Source organism: Ignavibacteriales bacterium, assembly GCA_026390575.1.
GTDB lineage: Bacteria > Bacteroidota > Ignavibacteria > UBA10030 > UBA10030 > Fen-1298.
This window is the reverse complement of the sequence record JAPLFR010000007.1, coordinates 17,903-37,542: the sequence shown is the minus strand read 5'-3', so window position 1 is coordinate 37,542 and position 19,640 is coordinate 17,903. Positions and strand designations below refer to the sequence as shown.

The 19,640-nt window shown below is 42.3% G+C and carries 16 protein-coding genes; 10 read left to right on the top strand and 6 right to left on the bottom strand.

All coding sequences use genetic code 11. From position 1 onward, the window contains the following. The first annotated feature begins 70 nt into the window (after window positions 1-70). Complete coding sequence (locus NTX44_05225; GenBank protein ID MCX6120999.1) at window positions 71-1,219, top strand: alpha/beta hydrolase-fold protein; 1,149 nt, start codon at window positions 71-73, stop codon at window positions 1,217-1,219. Window positions 1,220-1,260: 41 nt separating this feature from the next. Next, complete coding sequence (locus NTX44_05220; protein MCX6120998.1) at window positions 1,261-1,791, top strand: putative metal-dependent hydrolase; 531 nt, start codon at window positions 1,261-1,263, stop codon at window positions 1,789-1,791. A gap of 97 nt (window positions 1,792-1,888) precedes the next feature. Here the strand turns inward: NTX44_05220 and NTX44_05215 are convergent, their stop codons facing one another. From NTX44_05215 to ubiE, 4 genes are all read right to left on the bottom strand, one after another. Continuing rightward, window positions 1,889-2,671 (bottom strand): dienelactone hydrolase family protein, encoded by a 783-nt coding sequence (locus tag NTX44_05215; protein ID MCX6120997.1) that lies wholly within the window; start codon window positions 2,669-2,671, stop codon window positions 1,889-1,891. A 517-nt stretch (window positions 2,672-3,188) separates the two neighbouring features. Continuing rightward, entirely contained in the window at window positions 3,189-4,043 is an 855-nt protein-coding gene (locus tag NTX44_05210; protein ID MCX6120996.1) for an amidohydrolase family protein, read from the bottom strand. 328 nt (window positions 4,044-4,371) lie between these two features. Beyond that, complete coding sequence (locus NTX44_05205; protein ID MCX6120995.1) at window positions 4,372-5,211, bottom strand: hypothetical protein; 840 nt, start codon at window positions 5,209-5,211, stop codon at window positions 4,372-4,374. Next, window positions 5,208-5,897 (bottom strand): bifunctional demethylmenaquinone methyltransferase/2-methoxy-6-polyprenyl-1,4-benzoquinol methylase UbiE, encoded by a 690-nt coding sequence (gene ubiE / locus NTX44_05200; GenBank protein ID MCX6120994.1) that lies wholly within the window; start codon window positions 5,895-5,897, stop codon window positions 5,208-5,210. The genes NTX44_05205 and ubiE overlap by 4 nt, the downstream gene beginning before the upstream one ends. Window positions 5,898-6,162: 265 nt before the next feature. On the opposite strand from ubiE, the gene NTX44_05195 reads away from it, so the two are divergent. Both NTX44_05195 and NTX44_05190 read left to right on the top strand, forming a co-directional pair. Next, complete coding sequence (locus NTX44_05195) at window positions 6,163-6,981, top strand: TatD family hydrolase (GenBank protein MCX6120993.1); 819 nt, start codon at window positions 6,163-6,165, stop codon at window positions 6,979-6,981. 264 nt (window positions 6,982-7,245) lie between these two features. Continuing rightward, window positions 7,246-9,357 (top strand): peptidylprolyl isomerase, encoded by a 2,112-nt coding sequence (locus NTX44_05190; protein MCX6120992.1) that lies wholly within the window; start codon window positions 7,246-7,248, stop codon window positions 9,355-9,357. 10 nt (window positions 9,358-9,367) lie between these two features. On the opposite strand, the gene NTX44_05185 is transcribed toward NTX44_05190, so the two are convergent. Then, complete coding sequence (locus tag NTX44_05185; GenBank protein MCX6120991.1) at window positions 9,368-10,279, bottom strand: DUF4835 family protein; 912 nt, start codon at window positions 10,277-10,279, stop codon at window positions 9,368-9,370. Between the two features lie 14 nt (window positions 10,280-10,293). Between NTX44_05185 and NTX44_05180 the strand changes: the two genes are divergently transcribed. The 3 genes from NTX44_05180 (at window position 10,294) to NTX44_05170 (ending at window position 14,282) form a co-directional block, all read left to right on the top strand. After that, window positions 10,294-11,160 carry a hypothetical protein gene (locus NTX44_05180; protein MCX6120990.1) on the top strand — a complete coding sequence of 289 codons (867 nt, stop codon included), beginning with the start codon at window positions 10,294-10,296 and terminating at the stop codon, window positions 11,158-11,160. 297 nt (window positions 11,161-11,457) lie between these two features. Next, window positions 11,458-13,476, top strand: a complete 2,019-nt coding sequence (locus NTX44_05175; protein ID MCX6120989.1) for a helix-hairpin-helix domain-containing protein — start codon at window positions 11,458-11,460, stop codon at window positions 13,474-13,476. A gap of 275 nt (window positions 13,477-13,751) precedes the next feature. After that, window positions 13,752-14,282, top strand: coding sequence for a transposase (locus tag NTX44_05170; GenBank protein ID MCX6120988.1), 531 nt, complete (start codon window positions 13,752-13,754; stop codon window positions 14,280-14,282). A gap of 423 nt (window positions 14,283-14,705) precedes the next feature. Here the strand turns inward: NTX44_05170 and NTX44_05165 are convergent, their stop codons facing one another. Next, window positions 14,706-15,665, bottom strand: coding sequence for an integron integrase (locus tag NTX44_05165; GenBank protein MCX6120987.1), 960 nt, complete (start codon window positions 15,663-15,665; stop codon window positions 14,706-14,708). Window positions 15,666-15,996: 331 nt separating this feature from the next. On the opposite strand from NTX44_05165, the gene NTX44_05160 reads away from it, so the two are divergent. The 3 genes from NTX44_05160 (at window position 15,997) to NTX44_05150 (ending at window position 19,535) form a co-directional block, all read left to right on the top strand. Beyond that, window positions 15,997-16,974 carry a hypothetical protein gene (locus NTX44_05160; protein ID MCX6120986.1) on the top strand — a complete coding sequence of 326 codons (978 nt, stop codon included), beginning with the start codon at window positions 15,997-15,999 and terminating at the stop codon, window positions 16,972-16,974. An 8-nt stretch (window positions 16,975-16,982) separates the two neighbouring features. Then, window positions 16,983-17,489: a hypothetical protein gene (locus NTX44_05155; protein MCX6120985.1), complete on the top strand. Its 507-nt coding sequence runs from the start codon at window positions 16,983-16,985 to the stop codon at window positions 17,487-17,489. Between the two features lie 180 nt (window positions 17,490-17,669). Further along, window positions 17,670-19,535 (top strand): ATP-dependent helicase, encoded by a 1,866-nt coding sequence (locus NTX44_05150; protein MCX6120984.1) that lies wholly within the window; start codon window positions 17,670-17,672, stop codon window positions 19,533-19,535. Window positions 19,536-19,640: the final 105 nt, after the last annotated feature.

Genomic DNA, 19,640 nt, shown 5'->3' with positions numbered 1-19,640 from the left:
TCTCAGGTTATCCTAACGAAAAAAATTGCAGGAGCTCAGAAATAATAAATATCAATACGTGAGAAGAACTATGCTGTTTCTGCGATTCGCCGTCTTTTCTTTTATTTGGTTCTTAATGTTCATGGAATGTCAGTCTCAGAATGTACAGATTACCTTCACTGTGATCGTGCCGCCGATGACGCCAAAAGATGCTATCGTCTATATAGCAGGGAATCATCCAATGCTGGGGAATTGGAATCCTGGTGGAATTGCGCTGAAGAAGATCGATGATTCGACGTGGAGCCGGTCGTTCACTTTTACGAAGGGACAGGAACTCGAATATAAGATCACCCTTGGATCGTGGGATAGCCAGGCACTGTATCATTCTATGGAGGCACCGGAAAATAGTCGTAAAATCGTTGAAGGGAAAGATCATGTTGTTCTTCAGCCGACCAACTGGCAAAGCATTGTGTTTCAGCCGTTACACGGAGGAATCACAGGAGCGGTGGAATATCATCGTCAGCTGCGCGGTGATGGATTACAATATGCCCGCGATGTGATTGTCTGGTTGCCGCCGTCGTACGAGAAACAGAAATCAAAACGATATCCGGTTCTTTATATGCATGACGGTCAGAACATCATAGATCCGCGAACATCGTTCATCGGCTATGACTGGCACGTCGATGAGGTTGCCGATAGTTTGATACGGGCCGGTACAATGGAAGAGATTATCGTCGTCGGCATCTATAATTCACGAGATCGTATCTCTGAATATTCCGACACAGACATGGGAAAGGCGTACGCAAAATTTGTAATCAGCAAGGTCAAACCGCTCATCGACTCAACGTACAGAACAAAACCCGACAGACAAAATACAGCCGTCATGGGTTCTTCGATGGGTGGATTAATTTCTTTTCTGTTTGTATGGTGGCATCCGGAAGTGTTTTCAAAAGCGGGGTGTCTCTCCAGTGTCTTTGATAGCCGCGCAGCGTCGGTACTGAATCTTGTCCGAGCGGAAAAAAAGAAAACGCACGATGTAAAAATCTATTTCGATTGCGGCGGTTATAATGGCGAGCGAAGCCTGAAACCGGGAATGGACGAGATAATAGAACTCATGAAAAAAGGGGGATATAACGAGGGAACCGACTTTATTTCCTTTTTTGATCCCAAAGCAGAGCATAGTGAACGCGCATGGGCTTCACGGGTCTGGCGTCCCTTGATATTTCTTTTTGGGAAGTGATCCTGGTATCATCAGTTGTAAAATGTGAGAGGATTGTATTTATGCCGACAGAAGAAGAATTGAAATATCCCATCGGGAGATTTATTTTTGTCCAACCAACGCCTGAACTTCGAGCTGAACATATTCGACAGTTCAGAACCGCTCCGAATCTTTTAAATGAAGCTGTCAAAAATCTTACTGAGGATCAACTCCTCAGCACATATCGTCCTGGCGGTTGGACTCTTGCCCAGGTCGTACATCATTTGGTTGAATCGGACGTTAATGCATATCCCCGGCTGAAGTACGCTCTTACGATGGATGTACCAGATGTGATGGTGGCAGAACAAGGGTTGTGGGCAGAATTGCCAGACGCAAAATCTCCATCCATTAACTTGTCGTTGGCTCTGTTCGTAGCAATCCGTAATCGCTGGGCAGATGCATTTGAGTCACTGGACTCCAGTTCCTTCAATAGACAATGGCGTCACGCTTGGTATGGTGTTTTGTCAGTGGACGCTTTGCTTCAACAGTACGTATGGCATGCCAGACATCATAGTGCTCAGATAAGCAGTCATCGAAAACGCATGGGCTGGTAGTGTAATAGAAATTTTCTGCTCTCCGATACATCAACAAAAACAAAACCCCCGCTGTTCAGGCGAGGGTTTTGTGTGATATGTATCGAAATTGGAATGATTACTTCAACGTTGTCTTTAAAAATTTCTGCATCTCTGCCCATGACTTCTTATCAGCTCGTTCGTTGTAAGCGATAGGCATATTGAACTTTTTGCCAAGCTCTGTTGCCGCGGGATTGGAGAACGCGTGCAGTGCTCCTCTATACGATTTAAATGTGAAATCTACTTCGGCAGATTTCATTTCATTCTTAAAGTTGTCGATACTTTCCTTCGAAGTGAATTTGTCGGCTCCGCCATTGCACACGAGAATTTTCGTTTTCACTTTTCCTTTTTGTGCAGATTCGACCGCAGCAAGATTGCCGTGAAAACTCACGACACTCTTCAGATCCATTCCAGCACGCGCCATATTCAATACAACACCGCCGCCGTAACAATAGCCGATCGCTGCGATGTTGTTCGGATCAACGAGTTCATTGTTCTTTAAAAGTTCTATCACAGCCGAGAATTTTCCTTTTAACGCGGAAAAATCTTTCATCGATTCACCGGCATACTTTTGAGCGTCGGTCGGATTCTCGGCAATCTTGCCATCACCGTACATATCGGCAGCGAATGCTACATAGCCCAATTTCGCGAGCATATCCGCGCGTTTCTTGGGATACTCAGTGACGCCCCACCATTCATGGACGACGATGACAGCCGGCCGTTTGCCTTTGACTGAATTGTCAAAAGCGAGGTAGCCTTTCAGGGTCACACCGCCTGCAGTATATTCTACGGCCTTACCGATAACTTCAGCGCGTGCTACAACAAAGCTTGCAAGAACAAGCGTGAGAAATGCGAGTTTCATAGGGAAATTCCTTTGAGATGTGAATAACTTTAATGTGAGAGAAAAATAAGTTGTGTACTGTTTCTTCGATTGCTATTACTCGATAAAACAGACATGAGATGATAAAAGTTCCAGTTTCATAAATGAGAGAGGTGGGATTTGTCGGTAGATTATTAAAAGGAAAAACGATCTTGAGCTGAAGCATTCAATACGTGTTTGTCTGCCCTACCTCGGTATCTATATTGATAGTGATCTCACGTGGCTGACTAAAAAGTGTAAAATTAACAGTAGTCGAAACCTTCAGGTTTCGTTTTCAGATAATAAACGAAGACTAAAGTCTTCGACTACCATGTTTTCGGTACTTTTTGGTCAACCTCAATTGTTTTCCATTTATAAAAATCTGTTAGGTCGTTGCGTGTATTCTTGAGCTCGCTTTAGGGAGTAAGCGTTTGAGGAGTCATCTTTTTATACTGGCGTCAAGCTCTCAAAGAATTGTATTGTCAAAATAAATTGATTGGAAGAAGGCTACATAATAATATTACACGTTGTCTATTAATCCCGCCATATTCTCATAAAATATTTTTTTTATATCCGGTATTGGAACACGCATTTCCTGAACCAACTTAAGCTGATTATCCACAATATCGTAGCGGTAACCGCGGGGGAGAAGACCTGAAGCTGATCCAAATAAGATTCTATTTGCTGAATAGACCTCTAAGAATTTCTGAAACACACGGCGCATATCGGGCTTTGTAGGATGTTCGGTAATCCAAGAATTTGAACCGGCTGTATCAACATAAACATTTGGACATGCTCTTCCGATTTCTAATGTCTCTTCAAACATTCCAGAACCAAAACTCGGTATGATGAATTTGATGCCGGCAAATTTCTTTGCGACGGGTATCAAATCTTTAGGATTCGCAAATTCGTTATTCGTTATCGTAGGAATGCCGGCGTACTCTCGCGGACGCATAGTCAATTTGCCAAATTGCACAAAGATCATGCCGCCGCATTCCTGAATGAGGTTATAGAGAGGATAGAGCCACTCATCGTTGACGTTAATTTGATACAGCGAAGGATACAGCAGTACTCCCTTCAACTTATCTTGCTGCATCCGCTTGGTCGCATTCTCCATCAGCAAATTAGAATTGGGATCGATGACGAACATTCCCGAAAAGCGAGCCGGGAATGCTTTCACTGCTTTGACGATCGAGTCTTCATCTCCGGGAATACTGGCAAAGAGATTCAACCGTTCCAATTTCCATTTGTCGATGATGTCAATCCAACGCTTCGCAAGCTGCTCGGGATCTTCACCGGGGATTTCGATGTGTCCTTTCGACGCAAGATTTCGAAGCTCGCTATTGACGTCTGCGCGATTAGGTTTCTGCTTCACGAGAAACTTAAAAAAAGAGTTCGAGTAGAAGTGAACGTGAGCGTCAAATATTTTAAAGAGACCTATCAAATCAATTATGGATTAAAAGTGATAAAGAGAATATATGTATTATCAGTAATATTTCACATACCTTCTTCATTACAAAAATAACAATTAACAAAATTCAAATTACAAACAAATTCCAATTTCAAATATTCATCTGTATGCTATTTCATATTTGTAGTTTGTGATTTATTTATTTTGTTTAGAAATTGATATTTGATTGTTGGGATTTCCCCCAGTTCATATATTCTTTTTTGCGCATCCTGAGTTATCGTATAAGAACGTATTACAATAGTTGAATAATGCCGACAGGAGAAATAAGGCCGCGCTCTGCGCCAAGCCGGAACAGTGTTTCCAAAGCTTTTCTGCCGCGTTCGCCCATATCTACCGTGAGTTCGCTGACGTACATTTTCACAAAGCGTTCACCAAGCTGGGTATCAATACCGCGTCCATATTGCAATGCGTACGGAATTGCCTCCGCCTGATGTGTATAGCCGTAATGGATGCTTTCCTTCAATCCAAACGAAAGCTTTCGTGCCAGCTCTTCACCAAGATCTTTCCGTACGACATCAAGCCCGAGCGGGAGCGGCAAATCACCGAAGCGCGACTTCCACAATTCACCGAAATCAATAATCTTCTTAAATCCTTGTTGTGAATATGTAATTTGTCCTTCGTGGATTATTACGCCAGCCGCAAATTCACCAGCATTGACGCGTTCCATAATCTGATCGAAAGGAATATCAACATTTTCAATTCCATCTGAAAATATTTTAAAGATGAGCGATGCAGTTGTCAGTTTACCGGGTGTAGCAACTCTCTTGCCTTTCAGTTCTTCCAGAGAATTATATTCCTTTGAGATGAGCACCGGCCCATATCCTTCGCCCATACTGGCGCCTGTTTTCATAATCCAGTATTTGTCGGCAACAGATGGATAGGCATGAGCAGAGATGGCGGTCACTTCAAGTTCGCCCTGGATGGCACGCATGTTCAGAGATTGGATATCTTCCAGCATATGTTCGATGACGATGCCATCCAGTTTGACCTTACCGGAAGACAAGCCGTAAAACATAAATGCATCGTCTGGATCTGGACTATGACCAACGCGAATAATTCTGTTCTGGTTCATGTAGATGATGATTCTTTCTTTGCAATATAGATAGAAGCGATGCCAAAAGTTTGTGGAGAACATGTCACAGCTGTGAATCCCGCAGAACGCAGGAGAGCACAAAACTCTTCGCTATCCGGAAACTCTGCCACTGTGCTTGGAAGATATTGATATGCCGAACGATTGCGTGAAACGATTCCTCCAAGCAGAGGGAGGATATACTGTGAATACACGTGGAACATATGCTTTATTATAAAACGTTTTGGTTTAGAAAATTCTAAAATCATTGCACAGCCCTCTGGACGCAACACGCGATGAAACTCTTTCAGTCCAAGCTCAAGATCTGTAAAATTTCTCACGCCGAATGCAGCCATCACGACATCGAATGAACCGGACTCGAAGTGCAGATGTTCGGCTTCACCGGATTCGAGCGTGATAAGGTGCTCCAGTTTCCGCAATCGAATTTTATGGCGGCCTCTTTCCAACATTTTTTGTGAAATGTCGATGCCGATAATTTGTTCAGGATTTAACCGAACTGCTTCAAGTGCAAGATCGGCAGTACCAGTGGCTACATCGAGAATTTTTTTCGGTCGTATTGGTTGAAGCAGCCGGATTGCTCTTTGCCGCCAAATAATATCAATACCAGAACTCAGTGCGTGATTAAGAAAATCGTACCGATGTGCAATGGAATCAAAAAGCGAACGCACAAACGTTTGCTCATATATCCGCCGATCGGGTAACTGGTAACTGGTCATTTGCAATTATTTAAACGAACTGTCAAGCCTGTAAGCAATTGAACCATGAACTCTATGGACCAATCACTCATCTACTCATAAGCTCTCTTACTTAAAATATACGCAAGAGAGCCAAGAATTCCAATGTTTAACCGCTCTTTGAAATAACGAAGTATCTTGAAACAATCGAAAGAAAAATGTATTATTTTATCAACGAGTTGCACAGCGGATGCAAACTATGGTTCCAGACTACATTGATTCTCATGCCCATCTTTTCTTTACCGATTACGCAAACGACCTTGCGGCCGTCCTGTCGCGCGCGGAGGATGCTGGCGTACGCAAGATCATTGTTCCGGGTACGGATTTGAAATCCAGCCGGGAGGCTGTCCTGCTTGCAGATCAGCACGAGAATATTTTCGCGTGCGTTGGTATACATCCGCACGAGGCATCCAAGGCGGCTTCCCAGGATTTAAGAGAGATTGAAAAACTCTGCGATCATCCGAAAGTAGTTGCTCTTGGTGAGATAGGATTGGATTATCATTATGATTTCTCTCCGCCTGAGCTGCAGCAAAAATACTTTGCCGAACAAATGGAAATTGCCGTACGAAGAAACTTGCCGGTTGTTGTGCACATGCGCGAATCAACGGAAGATGTTTTTTCTCTCGTGAAACAAACCGTGCATATGAATCCGCATTGGAAAGAAAACAGCGAGGAACCAAAACGCGGAGTATTTCATTGCTTTTCAGGCACGGCAGAACAAGCTGCGTATGTACACGGACTTGGTTTTTGTATTTCCTATCCCGGTATTGTTACATTTAAAAAATCAGAGAGTCTCGAAGTTGTGAAGCAGATTGGAATTCGTAACATATTGCTCGAAACAGATTCTCCTTATATGACGCCGGTTCCGTTTCGGGGAAAAAGAAATGAGCCGGCATATATCGTCTTGATCGGGCGGAAGATTGCAGAAGCGCTGAGCATCTCTGAAGAAGAAGTAGCTCGCATGACAACAGCGAATGCAGTTCGTTTGTTTGGTCTTCATCAGTCAGAAAAAAGATGAAACTTGTTACTGATGCCATACAGAAAACTAAAATATTGCCACGACCTTCAGGTCGTGGAATTGATGTCTCAATAAAATCTGGGCTTTAGCCCAAAAAGATTCATAATGTGGCTAAAGCCAATAAAATTATTCTGGTGTTACCACGACGTAAACGTCGTGGCTATTTATCAACTTACATCATGTAAATTTTGCACTTCAAACAACAAACAATGTTCTGCAGATGATAGCGTGTAAATTATCAATACAAGCAAGGAGTAAGAAGTTGTGAAGAAATTAGCATTGATCATTCTTATTGCAGGCGTATATTCTCTTCAACACGCGCAGCCGTTATCACCGCAAGAACGTGAAATTCTTCAACTGCAAGATCAGCGCTTTTTAGGTGAAGGGAAACTTGCCACCTACCTAAAAGATCAAAATGTTCACCTCCGATACTGTGCTGCGATTGCGCTTGCAAACATGCAGGATTCTTCAACGGTGGAAGCGCTCGCAATGTCGTTGAAAGACAGCGACAAGAATGTCCGTGCAGCGTCAGCACTTGCATTGGGACAACTAAGAACAGAAAGAGCAGCTGATGAACTGCTTTCCGTGATGTCTTCAGAAAATAATACAACTGTTCTTGCAAGAATATTGGAGGCGTTAGGAAAATGCGGCTCTCTAAAAACCCTGGATTCATTACTTAATTTCAGCGAGCGGGAGCCGATGAAATTTCAGCCAAAAGAGTTTGCAATGTGCATCGCCCGTTTTGCAATCCGTCAGATAAGAACAGAACGATCCATTTGGAAGTGCTTCGAATATGCGAGCGGAAACTCGCAGGAAGAGTGCTCGGCCGCGCTCTTTGCACTCTGGAGGTCGGCGCCAAACGGATTAATCGATCTGGAAATATCGAAACATAAGGAAGAACTGATTGCGTTGGCTCATAATTCTCATTCAGATATTCGCATGCATGGTGCAACACTGCTCGGAAGATCGAAATCGAAAGATGCGCAGGAAATCTTAGATACGCTTGAAAATACTGAAGCGAATTTGAATGATTGGCATGTGTGGGTGCAGATTGTACGCGCGCGTGTAGCTCTTTCCACGGCGAATGAAATGTTGTTAAAATATCCCGAGTATCTTTCGGCGAAGAACGATCACATTAAAATTACAGCATTGCAAACTTTCAGCGCTTCGCCGTCTCCGTTTGGTGAACAATCATATTTAGCGGAATCTCTACGGGTAAGAGTATGCGGTATTGCAAAGGATACCACTGAAAATGAAGCTGTGCGCGGAGAGGCCCTTGTTGCACTGGGAAAACATTTTCCAAAAGAACTTGAGTCGTTTCTCACGTGGGCTGCCGATAGTCAAACTTCTCCGCGTCTGAAGGCAAAACTGCTGGAGGGAATAGCACAGCAAAGAACGAAACAGCATCTCACTATCCTGTGTCATAATCTTCATCACGAATCGAATCGCGTTGTAATGGCGGCTTGGGATTTTATCAAACCAATGCTCAATCCCATGATTCTTAAGAATCTTGGACTTGATTCAATGGAAAGTTCAACATTGCCAAAAGATATTTTTACAGATGCAAAAAGCGCACTGGCAAAAAATGATATGGGAATCACGACGGTTGTTGCTAATCTCTTTGCTGACACGATGGTTTTCAAGAATTTCAAACGTGCCGGGTTTGCCGATCAGATTGTTGATGAATTTGTCTCGGCATTTGGGAATCTTACTCATTCTGACGATGCGGAAGCAAAGCAGGCCATACTTGAAGCACTCGGCAATATGAACAATGAGCGCGCGATTCCTTTTTTAGAAAAGGAATTATTGGATTCAGTACGGGCAATTGCCGCTGAAGCCGCAGCATCGTTGCACCGTCTGACCGGAAAAGAGTATTCAGACAGATTGCCTCGGCAAACGATTACAAATCGCACTGAAGGAGACTGGAACCTTTTGGAAAGTATCAAGCCGCAGCAGCGCGTCCGCATTGTCACGCATCGCGGTGAACTCACGCTTGAGTTGATGAAAGAACATGCGCCGTTCACGGTGCTGAACTTTGTGAAATTGATCAAAAAAGGATTCTACAACGGTTTGTATTTTCACCGTGTTGTGCCGGATTTTGTAGTCCAGGGTGGTGATCCTCGGGGCGATGGCTGGGGCGGCCCCGGATATACAATGCGCACAGAAATATCAACCGTGAATTATGAACGAGGAAGCTGCGGTATGGCAAGCGCCGGAAAGGATACGGAAGGGAGTCAGTTCTTTATCACGCATATTTCAACACCGCATCTCGATGGACGCTACACGATCTTTGCAAAAGTAGTACAAGGGATGGAAGTTGTTGATCGTCTTCAAATAGGCGATTCGATACAGACGATACAGCTCGTGCAGGAATAGCGGCGAACTACTATTTCAGCTTCCATTCTTGATACGTAGAACGATGTTCCTGATCGTACGTCGATAGTTTTTCGTAGACACCGCGATCAGGATACGCGAGGAATGCTTCAGCTATTTCTCTGTACTTAGCATCAAAAAATTGTTTCACGATAACGCTGGAAGCATTTTGGCGGATGCGGACATTGTTGATTTCCTCGATAGCTGCGAGCATATTATCGAGTCCTTTTTGCCGTTCTGTACCGAGCAAATCGATGCCGTCAAAATGATAATTGTTGAATGCGGTGCGGAAAGCATTATACTTTACATTGGAGAGTTCGTCTGTAATACCAAACTTGCTGTAACTGGTAGAAGATTGCTGCCAGTCTTTACCGACCGTTGAGTTAGATGCCATTTGTACTGTATTGAGTGTCTTCTGAAAACAGGGAGATCCGGACATAGGGACGTACGTCTCCAGGTCATATCCAATAATGAGATACGCATAGAAATCAAGAAATCCTGTAAATGGATCAAAAATCATTTCGTCATGATTCATGCGCTGATTAGGAGTATACGTGAAGCTCCAATTATTGTCCAAAATTCGAATAACAAGTGATGTGCGGTCAGATTTATCGTTGCCGATATAAATTGGACGCTGGCTTGATATGGCAACCTGCGCTTGATAGCGGTTGTCGTTTGTCGCCGTTGAAAAGAAAACATCCAAACTGCATTGGATTCTTTCTCCATCGAGGTCTTCATTGGAAAAGCGCGTGTTATTCATGTATCGCTCGATGTCTTGAGCAAATGTGCGCAGATAACCGCGCTGAGCGGATTGGATAGATTCCATATTGACGGTGACAGTGCAGTTGAGTTCTTGAGAAACAAGGAGAGGTGTCACAACTACCAAGAGCGTGAAAACCAGGGCTGCGATTTTTATTTTTTTCATAGGGGGCTCATTCCATGTTTATGCAGAGAAAATATACCCAAATTCTACTGCCTCAGCAAGTAAAAAGGTTCGGCTGCGTCATGATCGTTTGCTTGTTTATCAACCATCCGGGTCTTTTTGCAATGGAAAATAATGGACGTGGTACGAAGGCGATTGGAATGGCAAATGCCTTCGCTGCTGTGTCAGATAATTGCTGGGCAATCAACTATAATCCGGCAGGTCTTACGCGTGTCGCTGCTTTTCAATGCTCCGCATTTATCGTTCCAGAACAATTCGGATTACCGGAACTGAAGACGACGGCGTTTGCCGCGGCGGCGCCGCTTTCCTTTGCTACGATTGGATTTACAACAGGGAAATTCGGTTTCGATTTGTACACGGAAACAGAATTTGGACTGGCGCTTGCTAAAACAATTGATAGAAATATTTCCGCCGGGCTCAGTTTCGAATATCACCGGCTCGACATTGCTCGCTATGGTACTGACGGCAATTATTCCATAGATGCAGGACTCATTGCGCATGTGCTGGAAAGCGTCGATGTTGGTTTTAGTGTACATAATATAACAGAAGCGACTCTTGGAAAAATTAGCGAGAAGATTCCGCGCGTGTGCGCGCTTGGAGCTTGCTGGTCTTTGTTTCATGATTTTCAAGTTTCCATTGAAATGGAAAAAGATATTCGCTTTCCTGCGAGCGTAAAAATGGGCGTTGAGCAAATTGTGTTTTCTGCGCTTGCGCTCCGCGCGGGAGCGGCAAACAATCCGGACAAATATTCGCTGGGAATTGCTGTCAGTTATTTATTTTTTGAGTTTGGATATGCAGGGTACAGCCATCCCGATCTCGGCTGGACTCATCAGATCGAACTTTCTTTCAAACTTGATAAATAACTGTTGTTACTCAAAACCATCTTTTATGCTAATAAATACGGAATGTAATAGAACAAAGTACACCACCTTTTAAGAGGCTGTCTAAAAAGTCCGGAATTGTCATGCTGAACTCGTTTCAGCATCTGTTTTTTGTAAGAATTAGACCCCGAAACAAGTTCGGGGTGACATTTTCTTTCTATTTGGACAACCCCAATCCCGACACAATGTAACAACGTGTCGGGAAGGGGAAGTGGACAACTAATTAAAGAACAATAATCCTTTTAAAGAATAAACAGTGCATCACATCATCAAATAACTATGCGTGCTATTACATTTATCTTATTCAGTACGATCATTGCATCTCTTGTCAGCGCGCAAGAGCAGTATTGGGCAGACACAACGAATAGCTGGGAAGACATTCAATGGGAAAAAATACTGGAGACGACAATTCAAGCAGATGAAAATTCTCCTGCTGCTGACGAAGCGGCTCAGCTTGAAGACGATCCGCTTAACCTCAACACAGCTTCAGCAGAAGAACTGCATCGAATTCCTGCTATGTCAAATCTTCTTGCGGCCCGGATTATTGATAGACGAAAACATAAACGATTTACTTCTCTCGATGAACTTTTAGAGGTCGAAGGGGTATCACCTGAATTGCTTTCTTTCATTCGCAGGTATGTGAGAATTGGAAGGATGAAGAACGGGCCAACCATAAGCGCCTCTTTTCTCAGCAGGACATCAACAGAAATTGAAGAGCGGCAAGGATTTATCAACGGCGCATATCCCGGCTCGCCGGTAAAGGTACTCAACAGATTTCATCTTTCCATCGGTAAGAAAAGATCGCCTTTATCATCCTTGGTTTCAGAACTGGAAGTTGGGATGTTGACTAAAAAAGACCCCGGCGAACGAAACGTAACAAATTTTTCAACCTATTTCGCCGGCTTTTCCATTCCGTCACTTGCAGCACATTTCATCATTGGGGATTATCAGATGGAAGCCGCAGAAGGATTGATCTTTTGGCGTTCATCAGCGTTTGGGAAGGGAAGCGATGTCATTGCACCGGCAAGGAAGAATGGCGGCGGAATTCACCCATACCTTTCATCCGACGAGAATTCTTTCTTTCACGGCATCAGCGCTTCGATTGGATTAGACAAGGTGCAGCTCCAGGTTCTCTATTCCAGTAAGACACTAAATGCGACAATAGATTCACTCGGCTCTCTGTCGTCTCTCTACAAAAGTGGATTATTCCGTACCGAAAGCGAACAACGTAAACGTAACGCATCACGAGAGACACTCACCGGATGCCGCGCAGTGACATATCTTTTAGATGGATTAAAGATTGGAGGTTCCTTTTACCGTACTCGATTTGCGAATCCAATCATGCTCATCGGCAAAAACGGCGAACGTGCTTCCGAATTATGGGTGCGAGGAATGGATGTTTCATTTACGAGGAGCAATGTAGATGTATTTTCTGAATGCGCCTTTGATCGCGCAAACGAACGTGCCGTCATCGCAGGCTTGACCTATGAACCTGCCGCAGAACTTGCTTTGACGATTACAGCCAGGGATTATCCATCGGCATTCCAAAGTGTTCACGGAAATGCTTTTGGCGAGTCATCAGGACAAGTGCAAAATGAGAATGGCGTGTATATCGGAATTCGTGCGCAGCCGATTTCCTGGCTGAGCTTATCAACGTATTACGATCAGTTTGAACATCCACAGCCAACGTACCTCTTGCCGGCACCATCGCACGGCAATGATTTTCTTGCACTTGCAGAATGTTCAGTAACGGAACAATTTGAAATTTCATTCCGCTTCAAAAGGAAGGACCTGCCGTCCGCGATGAATGAAAACGATTTGTACGGAAGGATTTTAAAGGGGACAATTTCCCGCGTTCAGCAAAATTACCGGCTTACAACTGCATTCATTTCATCACCGTCGCTGCGTTTAGTAAGCAGAGTCGAATGGGTGAATATAAACTATGGCGGAATGCAGAGCGTAGAGCAGGGAGTGCTGATATCCCAAACAATGAAGTGGAATATATTTCATCCGTTGACAATACAAGCGCGACTTTCTGTCTTCGGGACGGATTCATACGATTCATCGATCTATGAGTTTGAAGATGAAGTTCCGGGAGCGTACTCCAATCCAGCGCTCTTTGGACGAGGCATGCGCTGGTATTTTATTCTGCGATATCAGCTCTTTTCAAAAATGGACATAGCTGCAAAGTATGCACAAACGGTCAAGGAAGGTATTAAGTCAATAGGTACCGGTCTCGATGAAATCAGCGGAGACAGCCAGAGCGTTGTGAGCATGCAAATAGAAGTTCGATTTTGATGTACGTAGAGTCCAGCTCGCAGCTGGACGAAAATGGAGATGTAGAGTCCAGCTCGTAGCTGGACGAAAATAAAGGTGTAGAGTTCAACTCGCAGTTGGACGAAAATAATGGTGTAGAGTCCAGCTCGTAGCTGGACGAAAATAAAGTCGTAGAGTCCGGCTCGCAACTGGACGAATTTTAAAAAAGGAACACTCTACGAGTGTTACATCATTAGGCCTCCGGCTGACAGAGTGTCGCCTGCCTGCCGGCAGGCAGGGACTCTACAGAGGACAATATGAAACGCATGACTAATAAACCGCCGCGCTGGAAAGAAAGCTTTTCTATATATTTTCTCACATTTTGCACTTTCCAGCACAGGAAAATTCTTCATGATGATGGAATCCCAGCTTCCATTATTGAAGATCTGAAATATTATTCAAAAATCATCAAGGAACTTGTTGCATATACCGTTATGCCGGATCATATAAATCTTCTTGTTGAGATCGAGAATATCAAAACACTCTCGAAATTTCTTCAATCCTTTAAAACACATTCATCAAAGAAAGTTCAAGAATTGATTGGGAAGAATAATATTCCGTTTTGGCAGCGAGGAACATTGGACCATTGTATCCGTGAATCATATGCAAATATAGATTTTGAGAATCATTTGAAATATCTCTTTTATAACTCTCAGAAACATCTCGGCATATCACCAAAGGATTATCCCTTTCATAATTTTCACGAAATTGTAAAGCGCGGATGGTTGGAAGAGGATTTCTGTGAAATTTCAGAGAGGACAGAAAAAGCATTTGCCTTGTATGAGTAGAGTCCAGCTCACAGTTGGACGAAAATAAAGGTGTAGAGTCCAGCTCGTAGCTGGACGAATTTTAAAAAAGGAACACTCTACGAGTGTTACATCATTAGGCCTCCGGCTGACAGAGTGTCGGACTCTACAAGTGGGCGTAGAATCCAGCTCGCAGTTGGACGAAAATAAAGGTGTAGAGTCCAGCTCGCAGTTGGACGCAAATGAAGGTGCAGAGTCCAGCTTTCAGCTGAACGAAAGTACAAGAGGTAATCGCAAATATGTCCGACTACGAGTCGGACGCTACAGATAGGTGTAGAGCCCGATGATCACATCGGACAGTTAAGAGAAGGCGTGAAGTTTCTGTCTGTGGCAGGAGGGTGATAATAAGATCGAACAGCGATGGATAAATGATCCGATCGGTGATCGGATTCTACTGTGAAAAACTTATGTATCCAATGGACTGCGGACGGTAAGACCTTTTTTGTTTAATACATGTGTATAGATCATTGTTGTCCTCACGTCTTTATGGCCAAGAAGTTCTTGAACAGTTCTGATGTCATGACCATCTTCCAGTAAATGAGTAGCGAAGGAGTGACGGAAAGAATGAGGGCTTCCTTGTTTGACAATTTCTGTTTTACTTATCGCTTCTTTTAAAGAACGCTGCACTCCACTTTCATCCAAATGGTGTCTCATGATCATTCCGGAACGGGGATCGCCGGATCGGTTTCTTGAAGGAAAAAGAAATTGCCATCCTAACGCTTTAGCACTCAACGGCGATTTTCTTTTGTAGGCATTCGGCAGAAGTACTTCACCATATCCCTGTTGCAAGTCAAACTGATGCAATGACTGAACATTGCTAATCTGACGGCGAAGAGATTCTTTTAACTTCGCCGGAAGGACGGTAACACGGCTTTTATTTCCTTTTCCATCCTTTACAACGATAAGATTTGCGGCGAAATCAATATCCTGAACACGGAGTCTGACACATTCCATCAAGCGGAGACCAGATCCGTAGAGTAAACCTGCGATGAGTTTATATTCACCAGTCAATTTGGATAAGATGCTGCGTGCTTCTTCTTTTGTGAATACGATAGGAATGTATTTCTCACGTTTAGCGCGCTCGATATCACCGATATTTCCTAATTCTTTTTTAAGAACTGATCCATATAAAAATATTAATGCGTTGAACGCCTGGTTTTGTGTGGAGGGAGCGACTTCTTTATCGATAGCAAGATGAGAAAGAAACTGACGAATTTCCGGTTCTGCCATTGTCATTGGATGTCGTTTATGATGAAAGATAATAAATTGATGAGCCCAATAGACATATGCTTCTTCGGTACGTTTACTGAGATGTTTCAGGCGTATGCACTGACGAACTTGATCGAGTAATTTAGGTTGCCGCATAAAATCCCTCCATTGATTTGATGTTGACAACAATAAGATGAAATTGTATATTGGCGAAAGCGTAGCTCCGTTAAGATAGTTAAAATGGGAGTCAATGGGAAGAGCTTAGAGAATGGAGCGCTGAAATCACAAATATTATACCAAAGTATACTTTTAATAAGTAAGAGAGTAGTCGTGGTGTATACAATAGTATACATATCCATGAAAACTACTATTACATGGACTGATCCATGTAATGTATATTACGCAGATTATTCTAAATAACATGACCTGTTTGGACTTATCCGTCTAATCATAGTTATACCGCTTGCTTTAAAAGAATATAATATCAATGGATTATTTAAATGAAGTTAGATGGCTTGTTGATCAGCTTGGATATAAAGGATCGCCTTTCCGAGAAGATTATATATCAAAGGTTCTCCCGATAGGTCGATATGACACCTCAAGATTGTTGAGATTACTGCGAAAAGAGAAACAGATGAGAAATCATCCTATCCTTAAATCCAATCATTCAAAACATTTAAGTGTATCCGATCTTTCTTCTTATACATTTTGTCCCGCCAGTTATTCTATATCTGAAACTTATGATTCATGTAAAACTGACAACATGATTCTTGGAGAAGAATTGCATGATAAAATGTATCTTGAAAACTATCTTCTCAATATTCGCAATAAACGTACAAGAGAAGCACAGGACAAAAACCTAGACTTCGAAAAGACTGATAAGTTCATTCACCGCGGTATCTACGGTGACCTGCTAAACTCAACAATAATATTTCAAGGTCATAGTGCTGAAAAGAAGAAACCCTTCTTTAATGAGAAAAAGACGCTTTCAGGGATACCTGATTATATCTTTGAGCATCCTGATAAGTCAAAATTTGTTGTAGAAGAGAAACACACTTGGCGAGAAGATGATCTAACAAATCCCTTCCCGAATCATAAGATCCAAATACATGGCTATATTCAAGGGATTAAATCATTAGATATTTCATATGGTTATATAATATATTTTCATTGGTTAATGAAAAGAGCCCGAACTTATAATTACGTAAAAACTTCTCACGCTCAAATATTTCAAATTACAAAAACTAATGCTGCGATCTCTGAACTAGCCGATGTTTTTCATAAGGTGCAATCGTTAAAAGAAGGATGTGTGTTGGATTTCAATGATAGCAACATTAACATTGAGAAGTGTGTTCATTGTAGCACAAGAGCTTTGTGCAATCATAAGTCAGGTCTTTTTAATACAGTTATCTATCCATATTACAAAAACAAAAAAAGATCGCCTGGTCCTACCTATCATAATTAGGAATCCTTATGGAAAAGGAAGAAGAGAGCATATTTGACGAATTTCCGATTGTTAAAATCAAAGATCCGCTTAGTGAAGTGACACGGAAAGAGCGTCGATCCTTACTTGGTGTTTCTATCTTGGGATTATTAGTTGTCAAAATTGGAATATTGCCAGAAGAAATCACAGCATTAGGAATTAAATTTACTGTTAATGAACAGAGTGGATTAATCACTCTGTTCGTTTTAATCATCTTATTTTATCTCATAGCTTTTCTCATCTATGCTCTTTCCGATTTTATTGCTTGGCGTCTAGCTTTTTTATCTGCTGTTACGAATTCAATTAAAGAATCACGAAAACAACCTGTCAAAGATAGCATGACCATGGAAGATGGTTTACGATTCTCAATTCTACAGAAGAAATGGGCTACAATTGCTACACCAACATCAGTTGCAAGAGCATTTTTTGAATTTATCGTTCCTATAGTTATTACGTTATATTCAATAATATTATTGTTAACCTTTAAGCTTCAATGAAAAGCAAGCGGTATAACCAGGCGCTCAAGCTGACGGTTGCCAGCTGGGTACATTAAGCATGGCTCGCATAGGTTTTAATCTTAATAATTTCTTTATCAGCATGGACTCATTTCGTTTTCAGAAACTTGAAAGTTATCAGCGCCGCAGCTTAGCGCCGGTCCGTTAGGCCGCACCAATAATATGGCAAATCTTGATACTATATATAATCCTGATGAACGTACCAAAGCTTTTGAGAATCATGCTACAGGTTGGCTAATTTCTCTTGCAGGCCCCGGTACAGGGAAAACATTCTCCTTATTGAAAAGATCGGCGGCATTAAATGCAAAAGGCGTCGATCAAAACAGTATTTGCTATCTTACTTTCATCAAAGAAATTAGTAATGCATTTATTCAAGACTACATTGAGACGTTCGGTAAGGAATCGTACGAGTTACAACCACCTAGGATATCAACACTTCATAGCTTTGCTTGTCGTCTACTTCGTCACCAGGGATATCGAATTAGATATGATGGAGAATTATATTTTGCTAATACTGCCGATAATCATTCTGATGTTTCCACTACTTTGTTATCCGATCTATTTCCATTTGTAAGTAGTGCTGATTGTAAAACCCATGCACAATTGCGTTCAAAATTAGAAACCATTAAAACTGCATGGCGCAACACCCTTGATCCTTCTACTCTTGATGCTCCAATTCCAAATATATTACAAGCTGCAAAAAATTTATTTCGCGCTTTCCGTGTTTTCGATTGGGATCAGACTATACCAGAAGCTCATTCGCTAGCTCAATCTTTGCCTACATTACCTAGTTGGATTAGTGAAATCAAGCATTATTTCATAGATGAATACCAAGATTTTAATAAGGCTGAGCAATCCTTAATCGCATTTCTTGCAAATTATGCAACATCAGTTGTCGTAGTAGGCGATGATGATCAGAGTCTTTATAGCGGACGTGGTGGCTCACCCGATGGTCTTCGCAATCTTTATATGAATACAGTCCTCGATCAAGTCTCTTTAGTTAAATGTTATCGTTGTCGGCTATCAATTTTAAATTCAGCAAATACATTTCAACGATCTATGCATCCAAATCCTCGTTTGATGCTTCCAACGAAAGACAATGGACAAATCTTTGCATTTCGATTTAAGAGTTCGAAAACTGAACTCGAATTCCTGATAACTTATTTGCGTGAATGTATTACACAGATGCCTACAATTTCAGGATCAAAAGACGGTACTGTTTGTCTATTTCCAAATCGGCGTGTCCTCGATTCATATTTCGATAGACTTTCACCTCATATTCCTTGCATTAAAAAGAGAATTGATGTTTTACCGAATCGTTTATGGCTTGAGCGAATTCTGCATTTAATTTGCACTCCAAATCAGCGATTCCTTGAGAGGCTTTTACTAAATGAATTCAATCAAGTTAAACCAAGACATAAGCAATCTATCATCCAAAGAATTGTTGAACGCGACATTTCTGTTGTTTCGGCTGTGCAGTCTCTTAGAGCTGAAGGTGTTTTTTCTGGACCAGTTTTATCGCAATTGCGTGAATTCTGTCAATTGATAGATGATGTTAGTTCGCGAGATGTGGACATAATTGCGCCGTGTATTTCTTCTAAGTTGAGCAAAGATTGTGCTATTATTAAAGTTCATTTGGCGGAATTGATCAGAAAGTTAGATGAGCCGGATAAAGAGGATATCGTTTCTTTGTTTTGTGATCTAATCTTTCCCGAATCTGCAATTCCGACCGAAAATAATCAATCAATTCTATTTCTTACGATGCATGGATCAAAGGGGCTAACCAAGAAAAATGTTGTTCTTCCTGGTTTAGAAGCTGCTTGGTTACCTGGGACTTCTCAGGGAGCTGAACTTGATGAAAAGCGTCGCCTTTTTTATGTTGCAATAACTCGAGCGACAGACCGCATGCTTATTACTTTTCCGCATAACCGCGGTCTAAAGGACAGTCTTAATTTCCCAACACCAGGTCGTGGTGACGTAAGTCCGTTTATTGTTGAAGCAGGATTGCATGCTGTTTACCACAATTGAACTTTATTTATGTTAAATAATATGGGGTGCGGCCTAACCAGGCGCTCAAGCTGACGGTTGCCAGCCGGGTACGTTACGCATGGCGAGCATAGGTTTTGTATATTT

Bases quoted from the DNA above. Each gene is read 5' to 3' on its own strand.
- NTX44_05225 (MCX6120999.1), top strand. From the start codon at position 71: ATGCTGTTTCTGCGATTCGCCGTCTTTTCTTTTATTTGGTTCTTAATG.
- NTX44_05215 (MCX6120997.1), bottom strand. From the start codon at position 2,671: ATGAAACTCGCATTTCTCACGCTTGTTCTTGCAAGCTTTGTTGTAGCA.
- NTX44_05150 (MCX6120984.1), top strand. From the start codon at position 17,670: ATGGCAAATCTTGATACTATATATAATCCTGATGAACGTACCAAAGCT.
- NTX44_05205 (MCX6120995.1), bottom strand. From the start codon at position 5,211: ATGAACCAGAACAGAATTATTCGCGTTGGTCATAGTCCAGATCCAGAC.
- NTX44_05195 (MCX6120993.1), top strand. From the start codon at position 6,163: ATGGTTCCAGACTACATTGATTCTCATGCCCATCTTTTCTTTACCGAT.
- NTX44_05185 (MCX6120991.1), bottom strand. From the start codon at position 10,279: ATGAAAAAAATAAAAATCGCAGCCCTGGTTTTCACGCTCTTGGTAGTT.
- NTX44_05155 (MCX6120985.1), top strand. From the start codon at position 16,983: ATGGAAAAGGAAGAAGAGAGCATATTTGACGAATTTCCGATTGTTAAA.
- NTX44_05180 (MCX6120990.1), top strand. From the start codon at position 10,294: ATGTTTATGCAGAGAAAATATACCCAAATTCTACTGCCTCAGCAAGTA.
- NTX44_05165 (MCX6120987.1), bottom strand. From the start codon at position 15,665: ATGCGGCAACCTAAATTACTCGATCAAGTTCGTCAGTGCATACGCCTG.
- NTX44_05160 (MCX6120986.1), top strand. From the start codon at position 15,997: ATGGATTATTTAAATGAAGTTAGATGGCTTGTTGATCAGCTTGGATAT.
- NTX44_05175 (MCX6120989.1), top strand. From the start codon at position 11,458: ATGCGTGCTATTACATTTATCTTATTCAGTACGATCATTGCATCTCTT.
- NTX44_05170 (MCX6120988.1), top strand. From the start codon at position 13,752: ATGAAACGCATGACTAATAAACCGCCGCGCTGGAAAGAAAGCTTTTCT.
- NTX44_05220 (MCX6120998.1), top strand. From the start codon at position 1,261: ATGCCGACAGAAGAAGAATTGAAATATCCCATCGGGAGATTTATTTTT.